This window comes from Methylobacillus sp., from assembly GCF_036844465.1.
In the GTDB taxonomy this organism is placed as follows: domain Bacteria; phylum Pseudomonadota; class Gammaproteobacteria; order Burkholderiales; family Methylophilaceae; genus Methylobacillus.
In genome coordinates, this window is record NZ_DAIUFW010000002.1 from 249,110 (window position 1) to 264,174 (window position 15,065).

Consider the following 15,065-nt stretch of genomic DNA (forward strand, 5'->3'; position numbering starts at 1 on the left):
GACGATAGAAAAATCAAGACTGGCCTGGGCGATTACTGGCTCGGGCCATTATCTGCGAGAGTGTCTGGAAATCGCGGATGGTCTTGAAGATGTGGATTTGTTCTTGAGCCGTGCCGGGATGGAAGTGCTGCAACAGTATGGTTACAAACATAATATGGCACGAATATTCCAGGACAAGACCGCCAGCGCAGTACCCGTAGAGATGTTTTATTACGGGCACTACCATACCGTGGTAATCGCGCCTGCGACCTCCAATACCATTGCCAAGATGGTGTGCGGTATTTCTGACACACTGGTAACCAATGTCTATGCGCAGGCTGGCAAATGCAGTGTGCCCAGTATCGTGTTTGCTTGCGATACCGCGCCAGAAGTGGAATCGGAAGCGCCACGCGACAATATGGTGACGGTATATCCTCGCCGGATTGACCTGGACAATATCCAAAAACTGGCTACATTTGAAGAGACAACCGTAGTCAGTGATATGCAGCAATTGCAGGCAGCTATTCAGGCCAGGCTCGCATGTCTGAAAACATCCTCTTCCTGACGGGAAAACTCGCAGAAAAAAGCCTGCATAAAATCCTGGAAGATATGCAGCCGACCGAGTTCAACTACCGCGTGGCGCAACTCGGCGTCACAGTCGCAGCATTGATGACACCGCAATTGATACTGCGCCGCTTGCCAGATGCAGGAGACGCCAATCGCATCATTGTGCCTGGGTTGTGTAAGGGCGATCTGGGCATGTTGGTGGAAAAATATGGTATCCCGGTAGAGCGTGGCCCGGATGATCTCAAGGATTTGCCGCAGTTCTTTGGCAGAGGAGGGCGTGAGGTGGATTTGTCCCGATATGATGTCAAGATTTTTGCCGAGATTGTCGAGGCGCCGCAACTGACGGTTGAAGGCGTTATTGCCCGCGCCGAGGAATTCAGGCGCCAAGGCGCTGATGTGGTGGACCTCGGTTGCTTGCCCAATACGCCTTTTCCCCATCTCAAGGATTCGATCGAAGCGCTCAAGCAGCAAGGCTTCAAAGTCAGTGTGGACTCCCTGAACCCGGACGATTTGCTGCTAGCTGGCAAAGCTGGAGCGGATTACCTGTTGAGCCTGACGGAAAAAACCTTATGGATTGTGGATGAGGTGGATGCCATTCCGATTCTGATCCCGACGACACCTACCAACCTGCGCTCCCTGTATCGTGCTATTGAGGGAATGCAGAAGCGCGAACGGCCTTTTATCGCCGATGCGATTCTTGATCCTATCCCGTTTGGCTTTACTGATTCCATCGTGCGCTATCAGCGTCTACGCAAGCGTTATCCAGAGATTGACATCATGATGGGCGTTGGCAACCTGACGGAACTCACCGATGCGGATACCACTGGCATCAACGCCATGTTGTTCGGCATGATCACTGAACTTGGCATCAACGCAGTGCTGGCGACCTCCGTCAGTACCCATGCCACATTTGCAGTGGCGGAGGCAGATATTGCACGTCGCATCATGTATGCTGCACGCGAAGAAAACCGGTTGCCTCGCGATTACAGCAATGGTCTGCTGGGCCTGCATGATAAACGCCCCTTTACCTATACCCCGGAAGAGGTGGCAGAACTGGCCTCGCAGATCAAAGACCCCAGTTTCCGCGTGATTATCAGCGAGCAGGGCATGCATGTTTTTAATCGCGATGGCATGCATTGTGATACTGACCCGTTCCGGTTGTATCCTCATCTGAATGTCGATGAGGATGGCTCCCATGCGTTTTACCTTGGTGTGGAGTTAGCGCGGGCGCAAATTGCCTGGCAACTGAAAAAACGCTACAGCCAGGATGAGGAACTGGAATGGGGTTGCGCTACGCCTGGCAAGAATCCTGAAGGCAGGGCGGCTCACCGGGACGCAGCCAAGGAAAAGCAGCGCGAGCAACAGGCGAATGGAACTGAATCCACATGCGGGCCGCGTAAAATTGAAAAAACAGAGGCTGTCGCTGCAGAGGTGACATGCGGCCCTCGAAGGGTAGAAAAATCTGAAACCAATCCCACTACAGAAGAAGAACCTACTTGCGGCCCGCGCCGGGCAGTAAAGGCAAAAGACGCATGATATATGAAAGCATACTGACCTCGGTGAGCAGCGATGGAATTCCTCATATCGCGCCGTTTGGTGTTCGTGAACATCAAGGCCTGATATTCATTGCGCCCTTCAGGCCTTCCACCACGCTGGATAATTTGCTGGCGACCAGGCAAGCAGTATTGAATTTTACTGATGATGTGCGGGTGTTCGCCGGCAGCCTGACTGGGCACCGTGATTGGCCATTGCGTCCTGCCACCCAGGTGAATGGCCAGGTACTGATTTCAGCATTGACGCATCAGGAGTTGGAGCTGGTTGAGGTGCGGGATGATGAGGTGCGACCTGAGTTGTATTTCCGTATCGTGCATGAAGAAATGCACACTCCCTTCCGTGGGTTCAACCGAGCGCAGGCAGCCGTGATTGAGCTGGCTGTACTGGTCAGTCGTTTGCATATGTTGCCAATAGAAAAGATTGATGCCGAACTGGAGTATCTCAGCATCGCCATAGACAAGACTGCGGGCGAAAAAGAGCTGCAAGCCTGGCAGTGGCTGATCGACAAAGTGGAAAATCATAAGGCCATGATGGCAGGGAGCAACCTGGCATGAGCAAGTTGCTCGTAAGCGTTATATCTGCTGAAGAGGCCCTGCTGGCGCTGGAGGGTGGGGCAGATATCATTGATATGAAGAATCCGCTAGAGGGTGCCTTGGGTGCCTTGCCATTATCTGTGGTCACCGAGGCGGTAGCTGCTGTGAATGGTAGGCGCATTACCAGCGCTACTACCGGTGATTTGCCTATGCAGCCGATAGAGGTGTGCGAGGCCGTCATGCAAATGGCAGCGACGGGTGTAGACCTGATCAAGGTTGGTTTTTTTGGTGACGAACGCAGCAACGCTGCCTGTGTCGAGGCATTGCAGCCATTGATTGTGCAGCATCATCTGAGCATAGTGGCTGTGCTGATGGCCGATCTTTCCCCGCAGTTCGCCTTATTGCCATTACTGCGCAAGGCAGGTTTCTGGGGCGTTATGCTGGATACGGCCAATAAGGATGGTCGCAATCTGTTGGCGCATATTGAGCAGGAAAAGCTGCAAATGTTCCTGCAGATGGCTGAGGGTTTGCAGACTGGCTTAGCGGGGTCCTTGAAGATGGAAAATATCGACACTATCGCCCGCTTGAATCCTTCGTATATAGGGATGAGAGGTGCGGCATGCGAAGGACTTGATCGGGTTGCGCGACTTTGTAAAAGCAGGGTGGCTGCATTGAGTGGGCTGTTGTATAATTGCAACAAATTAGCTGTAAGTGCCGATCTGGCTTGATTTGAGAAGTGATGTTATTGCGTAGCTTTTATGCATTAAGTATAGTCGAACCGTCCGTTAGTCATATATGGAGTTAATTGAATGAAAAAAAATCTGATTGGTCTGGCAGTTGCTGGAGCTTTTGCATTTGCCGCATCCGCAGCGACTGCTGATGATGTTGCTTATGATGGTGCTTGGTATGCGTTGCCTGGCGTTAATGTCATGCACGCAGATAGCGACCTTGAAGCAAAAAGCCGTAGCGTTGGTGGTTTCCTGAAGTTTGGTAAGGAAATCAGCGAGCACTGGGATGTGCAGGTTGGTCTGAGCCACAACCGTGCTGATAACGATCTGGACGGCGTAAGCGGCAAGTACCGTCAGACTCTGTTCGGCGTTGATGCGCTGTACTTCTTCAGCCGCGACAAGTTCCGTCCATTCTTGCTGGCTGGTGTTGGCGCTGCTCGCAACAACATTGACTACACCGCTGGTGGTGTTGATCTTGGCGACAAGAAGACATCCTGGATGGCCAACGTTGGTTTTGGTGCACAGTACCTGTTCAACGAGTCCTTTGGTCTGCAAGCTGACTTGCGTCACGTTTGGAGCCGTGCTGACTTTGGTAATAACTCTGCTAATGGCTTCACAGGCCATGGCAATGAAACCGTTGGCAACACTTACCTGAACCTGGGTGCGATCTTCCGTTTCGGCGCTCCTAAGCCAGCGCCTGTTGTTGAGCCAACTCCAGAGCCAGTTGCTTATGTAGAGCCAGCTCCTGCACCAGAACCAGCTCCAGAGCCTGCACCTGCTCCAGTTGGTCCTGCAGAGCCAGCTTTCGAAAAGGTTACCCTGTCTTCTGAAGTTCTCTTCGGTTTCGACAAGGACAACCTGAAGGAAGAAGGTAAGGCAGCACTGAACGCTGACGTAGTTGAAAAGATGAAGGCTCACCCAGAAGTTGAGCTGGTTCTGATCACTGGTCACACTGACCGTATCGGTGATGCAAACTACAACCAGAAGCTGTCTGAGCGTCGTGCAAGCACCGTTAAGAACTACCTAATTTCCCAAGGTATCGAAGAAAGTCGCCTGCACGCAGTTGGTAAGGGTGAGAGCGAGCCTGTTGCTGAGTGCGCTGGCGTACGCGGCAAGAAGGCAATCGAGTGCCTGCAACCTAACCGTCGTGTAGTGGTTGAAATCGAAGTACAACGCGCTGGCGAATAATCAAGGCCTAAGTGTTGAAAAAGCCCCGCTATGCGGGGCTTTTTTATATATGGTTGTTCATGAATACAACTTCAAATAAGCAATATTCTTCATCCTCCTCTTTAGCTTCGTCCGCATTGCAAGTATTGGAGGCGCGTTGGGTTGTGCCTGTCCTGCCACAAGGTATGGTGCTTGAGCATTACAGCGTTGTCACAAGCGATAACTGTATTCTGGCGATTCTGCCACAGGAGCAGGCCAGGGCGCAGTATCCATCGGCGCGGATAGTCGATCTCAATGAGCATGTATTGATTCCCGGTTTGATCAATCTGCATACCCATGCGGCAATGAGCCTGATGCGGGGCTTTGCGGATGACAAGCCATTGATGCAATGGCTGCAACAGCATATCTGGCCGGCAGAAAAGCATTTTGTCTCGGAGCTATTTGTACGGCAGGGCACCTTGCTGGGCTGTGCGGAAATGCTGGCAGGCGGAACGACTTGTTTCAGTGATATGTACTTCTTCCCCCAGTCGGTTGCGGAAGCGGCAGTACAGGCAGGCATGCGGGCGAATATTGGACTGCTTGTGATGGAACTCTTAAGCAATTACGCCTGTGATGCTGAGGACTACTTGCAGAAAGGATTGCAGGCGAGAGATAGTTGGCGCGATAACGAGTTGTTGAGTGCCAGTCTGGCACCTCATGCGCCTTATACTGTCAGCAATGCTACTTTTGAGCAGATCATCACTTATGCAGAGCAATTGGGCCTGAATATCCATATGCATCTGCACGAGACCCGGATAGAAATTGAGGAAAGCCTCAAGCAGTATGGTATCCGGCCATTACAGCGCTTGGAATCTCTTGGGTTGCTGGGGCCGAGCCTGGTGGCAGCGCATGGAGTGTATTTGACCGAAGCAGAAATGACCTCCTTGGCAAGACATAGCTGTCATATTGCGCACTGTCCAACCTCGAACCTCAAACTGGCGAGCGGGATTGCGCCGGTTGATGCGCTAGTAAAGGCGGGCGTGAATGTAGTGCTAGGCACGGATGGGGCTGCCAGCAACAACCGGCAGGATATGTTCGCGGAAATGCGCCTGGCTGCTTTATTGGCCAAGGGCGCTAGCGGAGATGCGGAAAGTGTGCCTGCTGCCCAAGCCTTGGCAATGGCGACCATCAATGCGGCAAAGGCATTGGGGCAGGACAACAAGCTGGGTTCCCTGGAAGCTGGCAAATATGCGGATATCGTGGCGGTCGATCTGTCTGCGGTGGAAATACAGCCTTGTTACGATGTCATTTCCCATCTTGTATACAGCGCTGGACGGGAGCATGTAAGCCATGTCTGGATAGCTGGGGAATTGAAGTATCAGAAATTGCAGGGGCAGGCGGGCATTTATGCCGATATCGAGCCTGCCGAGTTAAAGGAGATCAGTACCGAATGGCAAACCAGACTGAGTCAGTATCTGGCCTGAATGTAGACCAGGCAGAGCTACAGAAATTTGCTGAGTTGGCCCATAAATGGTGGGACAAGAACAGCGAATTCAAGCCGCTGCATGAAATCAACCCTTTGCGCCTCAACTATATAGATGAGCATGCCGGGCTGGCAGGCAAGCGTGTGCTGGATGTCGGCTGTGGCGGGGGCATACTCTCGGAGTCGATGAGCGAGCGTGGCGCCGAGGTCATGGGCATAGACTTGGGCGAGAAAGCGCTCAAGGTAGCGCAACTGCACCAATATGAAAGTAATGCCAAGGTGGAATACCGGCTGGTTGCGGTAGAAGAGCTGGCGCAGGAAATGCCGGAAAGTTTTGATGCTGTGACCTGCATGGAAATGCTGGAGCATGTGCCTGACCCTGCTGCGGTGGTGCATGCCTGCTCCAGGCTGGTCAAGCCAGGAGGCAAGGTATTTTTCTCTACCATTAACCGCAACCCCAAGGCCTATTTGTTTGCCGTGGTGGGTGCGGAGTATGTATTGAGCCTGCTGCCACGCGGCACCCATGAATATGAGAAGTTTATCAAGCCTTCCGAGCTGGCTGCCTGGGCGCGCGCGGCGGGGCTGGATGTGGTTGGTTCGAAAGGCATGGGATATAACCCGCTGACCAAGCAATACAAATTGAATAATGATGTGTCAGTCAACTATATCCTGCAAACGGTCAAGTCATGATGAAGCACCTTGTCCTGTTTGACCTGGATGGCACGCTGGCCGATACTGCGCCTGATCTTGGTCTTGCGCTCAACCTGCAACGCAAGCGCCATGGCTTGCCCTTTCTCGATCAAGATATTATCAGGCCATATGCTTCCCACGGTTCCAGGGGATTGCTTGGCATTGGTTTTGGCCTCAAGCCGGGGGATGCTGATTTCGTGGCTATGCGCGACGAATATCTGGCGCTATATGATGAAGTCTTCGCGCGGACTCCGCTGTTATTCGAAGGTATGGAAGCCTTGCTGAAAAGCATTGAAGCAGCTGGGCTGGGCTGGGGAGTCGTTACCAATAAGCCCCGGCGTTTTTCAGCGCCGCTGCTGGAGGCGCTGGAGCTTGACCAGCGCATGGCTTGCCTAGTTTGCGCGGATGATGCACCGCGTCCCAAGCCATATCCTGACTCTTTATTGCTGGCTTGCCAGCAGGGGGATGTTGGCCCGGAAAACTGTATTTATATCGGCGATGCCCAGCGGGATATCGAGGCTGGGATGGCGGCAGGAATGCCGACAGTTGTGGCCTTGTATGGTTACCTGGATCAGACTGACCGTCCACTGGAGTGGGGTGCAGATTATGTTGCGCATGAGGTGGCCGGGATAGAAACCTGTCTCGCTGCATGGCAGCAAACATTAGCTAATGGCTTTGTGGATGAAGCAGCGGATTAGGCTTAAGTTAGATTAGCTAGGGCTTCTTTCAAGCCTTGGTTAGCGGATGTGGCGGCGTTCCAACATGGCTTGTGCCAGCGTGCCGCTATCCACATGCTCAATTTCCCCGCCCATGGGCAGGCCGCGCGCAATACGGCTAACCTTGATGCCGCGGGCCTGCAGCAACTCGCTGACATAGTGGGCCGTGGCCTCGCCCTCGACTGTGTAGTTGGTCGCCAGAATCACTTCCTCGACCTTGCCATCCTGGGCGCGCTTGAGCAGCTTGTCCAGGTGAATGTCCCGTGGGCCGACCCCATCCAGCGGGGATAGCCTGCCCATGAGGACAAAGTACATGCCTTGATAGGATTGTGTCTGCTCCAGCATCATGAGGTCGCTGGGCATTTCCACAACGCAGAGCAGGGAATGGTCGCGTGCTGGCGAGGCGCAGAGAGGACAGATTTCCTGTTCGCTGAAGTTGTTACACAAGGTACAGTGGCTGACGACTTGTAAAGCCTGTTCAAGCGATTGGGCGAGCAGGCCAGCGCCTTTACGGTCTCGCTGCAGCAGATAGTAGGCCATGCGCAAGGCTGATTTCGGACCTACCCCAGGCAGGCAGCGTAAGGCTTCAACCAGTTGTTCCAGGGCGGGTGGATTGCGCATGGGTATGGATTTCTTAGAAAGGTAATTTCATACCAGGTGGAAGAGGCAGGCCGGCAGTCAGGCTACCCATGCGTTCCTGCGAGGTTGCTTCCGCCTTGCGCGCGGCATCGTTGAATGCCGTGGCGATCAGGTCTTCCAGCATGTCCTTGTCGTCGCTCAATAAACTGTCATCAATGCTGACGCGGCGCACTTCATGGCGGCAGGTCATGGTGATTTTCACCAAGCCGGAAGCAGCCTGGCCTTCCACTTCAACCTTGCCCAATTCCTCCTGAGTGCGTTTCATATTTTCCTGCATTTGCTGGGCCTGCTTCATCAGGTTGCCCAAGCCACCTTTCATCATTTGGATATCCTCCGGGTTTATTGTAGGGGTTTGATACTGGATGGAATGATCTGGGCGCCGAAATCGTTGATCAGCGCCTGTACGAAAACATCCGTGTGAATTGCGTTTTCTGCTTGCTCCTGCTGCGCGGCTTTTTCCTGGCTCATCAACTGGGCAGGGGTGTTGCCGCTACCTCCCAGCGAAAATGTCAGGTTGATCTTGCGGCCAAAATGCTGCTCTACCGCGCTTTTCAGTTTTTCCTCATAACCCATGCCTAGCAGGTTTTTCTGCGAAGGCGGGACGGAGAAAGCAATGTGATTGTCATCGAAACTGGCTAATTCACAGTTCTGCGCCAGCGTGCGCGCCAGGCCCAGCTTGAGCCGATCAACCAGGGAACGCCAGTCACCATCGAAGCTGCGCGTGATGGCCAATGCTGTGCCGGTATCGGTTGCTGCAACAGGGGTGGGCGTCGATGCGGCAGGAGGCGGGGTTTCTACTATCGCTGGCGCAGCAGTAGCCACGGAAGCAGCATCTGGAGCAGAGATACGCGCCGTAGACTGGCTGATGGCCAAGGCAGCGCTGGCGCGTGACGCAGTAGAGTCAGGCGTGCTGGGGGTATTGAGATGATTGGCTGCGGCAGGGCTGGGTTTTGCCGCTTTGACCGGGGATTTCTGTTCTCCCGGGTTGAAGGCCAGCATGCGTAGCAATGCCATGGTGAACCCGGCAAACTCATCAGGTGCCAGGCCTAGGTCGCGTCGCGCCAGCAGGACAATCTGGTAATACAGCTGGATTTCTTCCGCGCCTATGCGCGCGGCAATATCCAGCATGGCCTGCCGCTCGGGGTGGTCCTGGGGAATGCTATCCGGCACTGCTTGTGCAATGGCAATTTCATGCAGCAGGTTGGCAAGATCATTTAACGCGGCATCAAAGGAAATGGCTCGTTGCTCCATCGCGCGTGCTTGATTCAGCATGGCATTGCCATCGTGGGCGAGTAGTGCATTGAGCAGATCAAATAGATAAGATTGGTCAATCGCGCCCAGCATGGCGCGCACTTCCTTTTCATTGACGCTGTTGCCGCCATAGGCAATCGCCTGATCCAGCAAGGAAAGCGCATCGCGCATGCTACCGTTGGCGGAGCGGCCGATCAATTGCAGCGCGACAGGCTCGAAGACGATGTTCTCCTGGGTCAGCACATATTGCAGGTGATCGGCGATGCCGCTGCCTGACATCTGGCGCAGATTGAATTGCAGGCAGCGCGAGAGGATGGTGACCGGGACTTTCTGCGGATCGGTGGTGGCCAGGATGAACTTGACGTGGGCCGGAGGCTCTTCCAGCGTTTTCAGCATGGCGTTGAATGCATGCCCGGTGAGCTGGTGCACCTCATCCAGCATGTAAACCTTGTAGCGACCCTGCGTGGGTGCGTAAACGGCTTTTTCCAGTAGCGAGGTCATGTCATCCACGCCGCGATTGGAGGCGGCATCCATCTCGACATAATCGAGGAAGCTGCCTTTGTCGATGGCGACGCAGGCCGCGCATTGTCCGCAGGGGTGGGCGCTGACGCCCGCTTCGCAATTTAGGGATTTCGCCAGGATGCGGGACAGGGTAGTCTTGCCGACGCCGCGGGTACCCGTGAACAGGTAGGCATGGTGCAGGCGCTGCTGTTCCAGCGCATTGGTGAGGGCGCGGACGACGTGCTCCTGGCCGACCAGCGCATCAAAGGATTTCGGACGCCATTTGCGGGCAAGGACCTGATAGCTCATGGGCGTATAAACTCAATGGGTGTCATGCATTGCATTACAGGTGCCTGCATTGCCGGAGGTTTAAGAAGAGTATTTCCAAGCGGGATGACATTGGCATCATTGGTCACGTCAGGTTGCTGATGTCCAGGAGGCGAGCCCAACCCCCGGCACTTGCTTCAATAACTGTGGCTGCTTCCTTCCGGACCTGACCAGGTTGGCTACTTTGCAATGCGGGGAGGCCCGCCAGCCGTGATTCTAACCCAAAGCGCCCATCGACAGCCAGTAATTTCAGATTTTTGATGGGCTCAAGCGGCAAGATGCATTGCTGGCGGCTTTCAGGCATGATGATTCGTTTTGGATAATGCAACGGGGGGAACATGCCAGCCCATGAACTGGTGATTTTTGATTGCGACGGGGTATTGGTGGATAGCGAGCGGATCACCAACCAGGTGTTTGTCGATGTGCTGAATGAAGAAGGCATTCCTGCAAATCTTGAGGATATGGCGCGTTATTTTGTCGGCTACTCGCTGGATCAGAGCATCAGCGTGGTCAAGCAAGTCTATGGCCGGGAACCACAGGCGGATTTTCTTCAGCGCTACCGTCCACGGCGCGATATTGTTCTGCGCGCAGAGCTCCAACCGGTGGCTGGCGTGAGAGATGTATTGCAGCAGCTTGCCTTGCCGCGTTGCGTTGCTTCCAACAGCAGCGCCGCCAAGGTGCGGGAAATGCTGGCCTTGACAGATCTGGCCATGTATTTCGATGACAGGATATTCAGCGCTGCCGATCTGGGGCACCCCAAGCCTGCACCGGATGTCTATCTGCATGCTGCTGCCAGTTTCGGGTATTCACCATCCACCTGCCTGGTGATTGAGGATACCGAAGTTGGGGTGAGTGCTGCGGTTGCGGCTGGCATGCGAGTCTATGCCTATACCGGCACCATGGATGGCAACCGGTTGCTGCAGGCAGGCGCGGAGCGGGTATTTGACGATATGCAAGAGTTGCCGGCATTGATGCAGGGGCGTGAGGTGCAATAAAGGAGTGAAAGGCGAGCGATAGAATCGCCAGCAGCATTGGATAGATAAACTGCTGACCTTGCTATATATTGCCAAGTTACTGGATAACAACAAAGAGAACATGATTCATGCAGCAGCAGGCTGACCGTTATTTCATGCGGCTAATCCAGCCTTTCCTGGGGAACAAGCCACCTGAAGTCGCCAGGACGGTTGTGCTGGGCGTGGTCATCCTGTCTATCCTGGTGGTTGCTGAAAGTCTGGCCTGCGTATTGTGGATATTCACCCTTTCCAGCCTGGGAGAGGGATATGCAGTGATGGCGGCGATGCCTTACCTCTACATCATCATTTCCTACAGCAGCCTGCTGGTGTTTTACCATTTCAAGCGCTTTGATGCTTTCACTTTCACGCAACTGGTCATGCTGCTGGTCATGCCATTCTTCATGCAATGGATCATCGGCGGTTTCCAGGCTTCCAGCGGCGTGGCGTTCTGGGCGGTCCTCTCGCCGGTAGGAGCATTGATGATTCTTGGCACCCGACAGTCCACGCCCTGGTTCCTTCTGTTCGCAGTGCTGGCTATGCTTTCCTGGTGGCTGAACCCCGTATTCTCCATGCATGCCCTGCCCATTCCCGGCGATGTTCGCGATGCTTTCTTCGCGCTCAACATGGCGGGCGTGTCGGCGATTCTTTATACCGTGATGCGCTATTTCCAGACCCAGAAAGCCAAAGTGCTGGAAGCGCTTGCCATTGAGAAAACCCGCTCCGAACAACTGTTGCGCAGCATATTGCCCGATTCGGTCGCCGAACGTTTGCAGGATGCACATGGAGTGCGGATCGCGGATAGTCATGAGGCTGTGACTATTTTGTTTGCGGATATTGTCAATTTCACGCAAATGTCCGCCAACATGACGCCGACGCAAGTGGTGGATATGCTCAACCATGTGTTTTCCCGGTTCGACCTGCTCGCGACGCAATACGGGGTGGAAAAGATCAAGACCATCGGAGACGCCTATATGGTGATTGCCGGCGCGCCCGCGCCGCGTGCCGACCATGCCCAGGCCATTGCAGATATGGCGCTGGAAATGCTGGCCTTATTGGAGAGTATTTCCCTGGAAATAGGCAGGCCGATCTCCATGCGTATCGGTATCAATAGCGGGGCTGTGGTAGCCGGCATCATCGGCAATATGCGATTCAGCTATGACTTGTGGGGCGATGCCGTCAATGTGGCCAGCCGTATGGAACATACCGGGCTGCCCAATGAAATACAGGTATCCGCCGCCACTTATGCCTTGCTCAAGCAGGATTATGTGTTTGAAGCCCGCGATGGGGTTGAGGTCAAGGGCAAGGGCACTGTCGATACTTACCTGTTGAAGGGCAGGAAATACCAGCCTGCAGAGTAAGGCGCGACTGGCAGGACGGATTCAATATTTCCTGGTTTCTGCCGATAAGCTTTTATCATTGCGAAATAATCCCAGGGAGACCAACCATGATTGCATCCGGTAACGATATATCAACAGCTACCGCTACCTCTAGTGTGCCTGCCTCTGCCAACACTTCCCTGGAAGAGGCAAAAAAAGCGGCACAGTTGCGTCCAGATGGCCAGAAAGCGGTGCTCAATGGACAAATTTTGCAAGCCTCCCTGCAAGTCTCCCTTAAGTCCGGTAACGATGGCCTGGCTTTGCTGTACCGTTCCGCAGTCGAACATATCAACAATGTACTGGCGCCGGAGCTTGGGCCCGATGCCATCAATAATGCCATGGGGCAGGACAATAGCGCCGAGGCCACTGCCGGACGGATACTATCAATGTCCACCGGCTTTTATGAAGCCTATGCCGCCCGTTACCCAGGCAAGGATCCTGAAACCGTGGCACGTGATTTTGTTCAATTGATACGTGGTGGTTTTGAAAAGGGATTTGCCGAAGCCAAGGATATTCTTAGCGGCTTGAACGTGCTGGGCGAGGGTAGTTCGATTGCCGCTGGCATTGCCAAGACATACGAACTGGTGCAGAAAGGATATGACGATTTTCTGCAAACCAAGCTTGCTGCCATCCAGGGCGAGGCTGACAACAAAGCTGGTTAACTGACGGGCTCGCAGACGACGCATCTGGGCGCATGCAATATGTTTATCCGGATGCGGTTTATTTGAGTGACTCCAGCTTGTGTTCCACCTGTTCGCATATCGTTTTGAGTATCTTGATGCGAGCGAATTTCTTGTCATTCGATTCCACCAGGGTCCAGGGCGCTCGCTCGGTGCTGGTGCGGTCTATCATGTCGCAGACTGCCTGCTGGTAGTCATCCCACTTTTCGCGGTTGCGCCAATCTTCCTCGGTGATCTTGTAGCGCTTGAATGCCGTATCTTCTCGTTCCTTGAAGCGCTTTAGCTGCTCATCCTTGTCGATATTCAACCAGAATTTCACCAGCACGATGTTGTGTTGGGTCAGTTGCTCTTCAAAATCATTGATCTCGGCATAGGCACGCATCCAATCCTGGGAGTTGCAAAAACCTTCCACCCTTTCCACTAATACACGCCCATACCATGTGCGGTCGAAGATCGTCACCCGTCCGCGGCGGGGTATCTGGCGCCAGAAGCGCCAGAGGTAGGGTTGGGCGCTTTCTTCATCCGAAGGTGCGGCAATGGGAATGATGCTGTAAGTCCGCGCATCCATCGCCTGGGTGACACGGCGGATGGCGCCGCCCTTACCTGCGGCATCTACGCCCTCAAACGCGATAATCACGGAAATCTGCTTGAATTTCTCATGCCGGGTCAGCAGATTGATCTTGCCTTGATATTCTTCGAGCTGCTCTTTGTATTCGTCTTTTTCCAGGGATTTGCTCAGGTCAAGCGTATTCAGCACATTGCGGCCATCGGACGCCACCAGCTCCAATGCCGGGGCGGAAGCTTTGCGTGGAGGAGGGGTTTTGCTGTCCAGGCGGTTGCGTATGGTGTCCAGCAGATATCTGCCCGTAGTAAGGCCGCGATAGTTCGGGTCGGAGCCTTCAATCACCATCCATGGCGCATTGGCCGTACTGGTTTCGCGCAGGATGTGCCCGGTGAGGGTGCGGAACGCTTCGTAATGCTTGAGGTGTTGTTTGTCCTGGTCGGTAACGCGCCAGCGCGTCTTGGGGTTGGCTTCCAGCTCGGCAATCCGTTGTTTCTGCTGTTTCTTGGACAGGTGGAACCAGAGCTTGATGATCAGCGTGCCTTCATCCGTGAGCATGCGCTCGAAACGCACGATGTCATTGAGGTGGTTATCCAGCGATTGCCCCGGTTTGCTATCGCGGTTTTCCAGGATGGGGGCGGTGTACCATGCGCCAAACAAGATGCCTATCCTGCCTTTGGGCGGCATTTTCTGCCAGTAGCGCCACATGGGAGGGCGCTCGGCTTCATCTTCTGTTGTTGGCCCGAAGGCATGGGTGTGGATCAGGCGCGGATCCATCCACTCATTGAGCAGGTTAGCCGTTTCTCCTTTGCCAGCGCCATCGACACCGCCAATCAGGATCAGGACAGGAAATTTCTTGGCCTGGGCGAGATCGTACTGCATATCAAGCAACGCTTCCCGCAAGGCAGGAATTTCTTTCTTGTAAACCTCATCGGGAATGCTGTGGCCCAGTTCAGCGGATTCAAACATGATATATGTGCCTTGGCGTGATCGACGTGAATATCGGTTCATGGTGCATAAATTCCTGACCGCTGTCAAAATGGGCAGCCATAACGACCATGCAGCCTTAATTTCAGCATGGTTGTGCCGATATTGTGAATAACGAGCATGAGTCTATCGCCATCCACTAACTATTTAGGAAGCTAACGGCTTATGTGGTATAGCGTGACTGAGCGATATAGCTCAATCATCGGCAGAATGTGAAAGAAAAGGATTACCTGATGCAAGTGGATAGACTCTCAGGAGAGGCATGGGCTGAATCTGATGAGACTGGGGTTGGTGCGGTGCAAGGGCGTTTGCATCATCTGGAATTGGATATGC

The 15,065-nt window shown here is 54.0% G+C and carries 15 protein-coding genes and 1 other RNA gene; 11 read left to right on the plus strand and 5 right to left on the minus strand.

Going from position 1 to position 15,065, the window contains the following annotated elements; genetic code table 11:
• Window positions 1-4: 4 nt before the first annotated feature.
• From V7Z75_RS03550 to V7Z75_RS03585, 8 genes are all read left to right on the plus strand, one after another.
• Window positions 5-544 (plus strand): flavoprotein, encoded by a 540-nt coding sequence (locus V7Z75_RS03550; RefSeq protein WP_442919870.1) that lies wholly within the window; start codon window positions 5-7, stop codon window positions 542-544.
• Window positions 520-2,082 carry a DUF6513 domain-containing protein gene (locus V7Z75_RS03555; protein ID WP_334107233.1) on the plus strand — a complete coding sequence of 521 codons (1,563 nt, stop codon included), beginning with the start codon at window positions 520-522 and terminating at the stop codon, window positions 2,080-2,082. The genes V7Z75_RS03550 and V7Z75_RS03555 overlap by 25 nt, the downstream gene beginning before the upstream one ends.
• Window positions 2,079-2,654 (plus strand): DUF447 domain-containing protein, encoded by a 576-nt coding sequence (locus tag V7Z75_RS03560; RefSeq protein WP_334107234.1) that lies wholly within the window; start codon window positions 2,079-2,081, stop codon window positions 2,652-2,654. The genes V7Z75_RS03555 and V7Z75_RS03560 overlap by 4 nt, the downstream gene beginning before the upstream one ends.
• Complete coding sequence (locus V7Z75_RS03565; protein ID WP_334107235.1) at window positions 2,651-3,361, plus strand: (5-formylfuran-3-yl)methyl phosphate synthase; 711 nt, start codon at window positions 2,651-2,653, stop codon at window positions 3,359-3,361. The genes V7Z75_RS03560 and V7Z75_RS03565 overlap by 4 nt, the downstream gene beginning before the upstream one ends.
• An 81-nt stretch (window positions 3,362-3,442) precedes the next feature.
• Window positions 3,443-4,549, plus strand: a complete 1,107-nt coding sequence (locus tag V7Z75_RS03570) for an OmpA family protein (protein ID WP_334107236.1) — start codon at window positions 3,443-3,445, stop codon at window positions 4,547-4,549.
• Between the two features lie 59 nt (window positions 4,550-4,608).
• Complete coding sequence (locus tag V7Z75_RS03575) at window positions 4,609-5,991, plus strand: TRZ/ATZ family hydrolase (RefSeq protein WP_334107237.1); 1,383 nt, start codon at window positions 4,609-4,611, stop codon at window positions 5,989-5,991.
• On the plus strand, window positions 5,958-6,680 hold the full coding sequence (gene ubiG / locus V7Z75_RS03580; RefSeq protein ID WP_334107238.1) for a bifunctional 2-polyprenyl-6-hydroxyphenol methylase/3-demethylubiquinol 3-O-methyltransferase UbiG: 723 nt from the start codon (window positions 5,958-5,960) through the stop codon (window positions 6,678-6,680). Before V7Z75_RS03575 ends, ubiG begins: the two co-directional genes overlap by 34 nt.
• Window positions 6,680-7,378 (plus strand): HAD family hydrolase, encoded by a 699-nt coding sequence (locus V7Z75_RS03585; RefSeq protein WP_334107390.1) that lies wholly within the window; start codon window positions 6,680-6,682, stop codon window positions 7,376-7,378. The genes ubiG and V7Z75_RS03585 overlap by 1 nt, the downstream gene beginning before the upstream one ends.
• Before the next feature lie 39 nt (window positions 7,379-7,417).
• Here the strand turns inward: V7Z75_RS03585 and recR are convergent, their stop codons facing one another.
• From recR to ffs, 4 genes are all read right to left on the minus strand, one after another.
• On the minus strand, window positions 7,418-8,017 hold the full coding sequence (recR, locus tag V7Z75_RS03590; RefSeq protein WP_334107239.1) for a recombination mediator RecR: 600 nt from the start codon (window positions 8,015-8,017) through the stop codon (window positions 7,418-7,420).
• 13 nt (window positions 8,018-8,030) lie between these two features.
• A complete protein-coding gene (locus V7Z75_RS03595) occupies window positions 8,031-8,357 on the minus strand; it encodes a YbaB/EbfC family nucleoid-associated protein (RefSeq protein ID WP_334107240.1) in 327 nt (108 codons plus the stop codon).
• 17 nt (window positions 8,358-8,374) lie between these two features.
• The gene (gene dnaX, locus V7Z75_RS03600) at window positions 8,375-10,096 is read right to left on the minus strand and encodes a DNA polymerase III subunit gamma/tau (protein ID WP_334107241.1); all 1,722 of its coding nucleotides are present in this window, start codon (window positions 10,094-10,096) and stop codon (window positions 8,375-8,377) included.
• Between the two features lie 126 nt (window positions 10,097-10,222).
• Window positions 10,223-10,320, minus strand: an RNA gene (gene ffs / locus V7Z75_RS03605) — signal recognition particle sRNA small type.
• Window positions 10,321-10,452: 132 nt separating this feature from the next.
• Between ffs and V7Z75_RS03610 the strand changes: the two genes are divergently transcribed.
• The 3 genes from V7Z75_RS03610 (at window position 10,453) to V7Z75_RS03620 (ending at window position 13,165) form a co-directional block, all read left to right on the plus strand.
• Window positions 10,453-11,109: an HAD family hydrolase gene (locus tag V7Z75_RS03610; RefSeq protein ID WP_334107242.1), complete on the plus strand. Its 657-nt coding sequence runs from the start codon at window positions 10,453-10,455 to the stop codon at window positions 11,107-11,109.
• 107 nt (window positions 11,110-11,216) lie between these two features.
• Entirely contained in the window at window positions 11,217-12,485 is a 1,269-nt protein-coding gene (locus V7Z75_RS03615) for an adenylate/guanylate cyclase domain-containing protein (protein ID WP_334107243.1), read from the plus strand.
• Between the two features lie 86 nt (window positions 12,486-12,571).
• Window positions 12,572-13,165, plus strand: coding sequence for a DUF5610 domain-containing protein (locus tag V7Z75_RS03620; RefSeq protein WP_334107244.1), 594 nt, complete (start codon window positions 12,572-12,574; stop codon window positions 13,163-13,165).
• A gap of 58 nt (window positions 13,166-13,223) precedes the next feature.
• Here V7Z75_RS03620 and pap read toward each other — a convergent pair whose 3' ends face one another.
• The gene (pap, locus tag V7Z75_RS03625; RefSeq protein WP_334107245.1) at window positions 13,224-14,714 is read right to left on the minus strand and encodes a polyphosphate:AMP phosphotransferase; all 1,491 of its coding nucleotides are present in this window, start codon (window positions 14,712-14,714) and stop codon (window positions 13,224-13,226) included.
• Window positions 14,715-15,065: the final 351 nt, after the last annotated feature.

Coding starts and splice junctions, on each gene's coding strand:
- V7Z75_RS03555 (WP_334107233.1), top strand. CDS start 520: ATGTCTGAAAACATCCTCTTCCTGACGGGAAAACTCGCAGAAAAAAGC.
- V7Z75_RS03560 (WP_334107234.1), top strand. CDS start 2,079: ATGATATATGAAAGCATACTGACCTCGGTGAGCAGCGATGGAATTCCT.
- V7Z75_RS03565 (WP_334107235.1), top strand. CDS start 2,651: ATGAGCAAGTTGCTCGTAAGCGTTATATCTGCTGAAGAGGCCCTGCTG.
- V7Z75_RS03570 (WP_334107236.1), top strand. CDS start 3,443: ATGAAAAAAAATCTGATTGGTCTGGCAGTTGCTGGAGCTTTTGCATTT.
- V7Z75_RS03575 (WP_334107237.1), top strand. CDS start 4,609: ATGAATACAACTTCAAATAAGCAATATTCTTCATCCTCCTCTTTAGCT.
- ubiG (WP_334107238.1), top strand. CDS start 5,958: ATGGCAAACCAGACTGAGTCAGTATCTGGCCTGAATGTAGACCAGGCA.
- V7Z75_RS03585 (WP_334107390.1), top strand. CDS start 6,680: ATGAAGCACCTTGTCCTGTTTGACCTGGATGGCACGCTGGCCGATACT.
- recR (WP_334107239.1), bottom strand. CDS start 8,017: ATGCGCAATCCACCCGCCCTGGAACAACTGGTTGAAGCCTTACGCTGC.
- V7Z75_RS03595 (WP_334107240.1), bottom strand. CDS start 8,357: ATGATGAAAGGTGGCTTGGGCAACCTGATGAAGCAGGCCCAGCAAATG.
- dnaX (WP_334107241.1), bottom strand. CDS start 10,096: ATGAGCTATCAGGTCCTTGCCCGCAAATGGCGTCCGAAATCCTTTGAT.
- V7Z75_RS03610 (WP_334107242.1), top strand. CDS start 10,453: ATGCCAGCCCATGAACTGGTGATTTTTGATTGCGACGGGGTATTGGTG.
- V7Z75_RS03615 (WP_334107243.1), top strand. CDS start 11,217: ATGCAGCAGCAGGCTGACCGTTATTTCATGCGGCTAATCCAGCCTTTC.
- V7Z75_RS03620 (WP_334107244.1), top strand. CDS start 12,572: ATGATTGCATCCGGTAACGATATATCAACAGCTACCGCTACCTCTAGT.
- pap (WP_334107245.1), bottom strand. CDS start 14,714: ATGTTTGAATCCGCTGAACTGGGCCACAGCATTCCCGATGAGGTTTAC.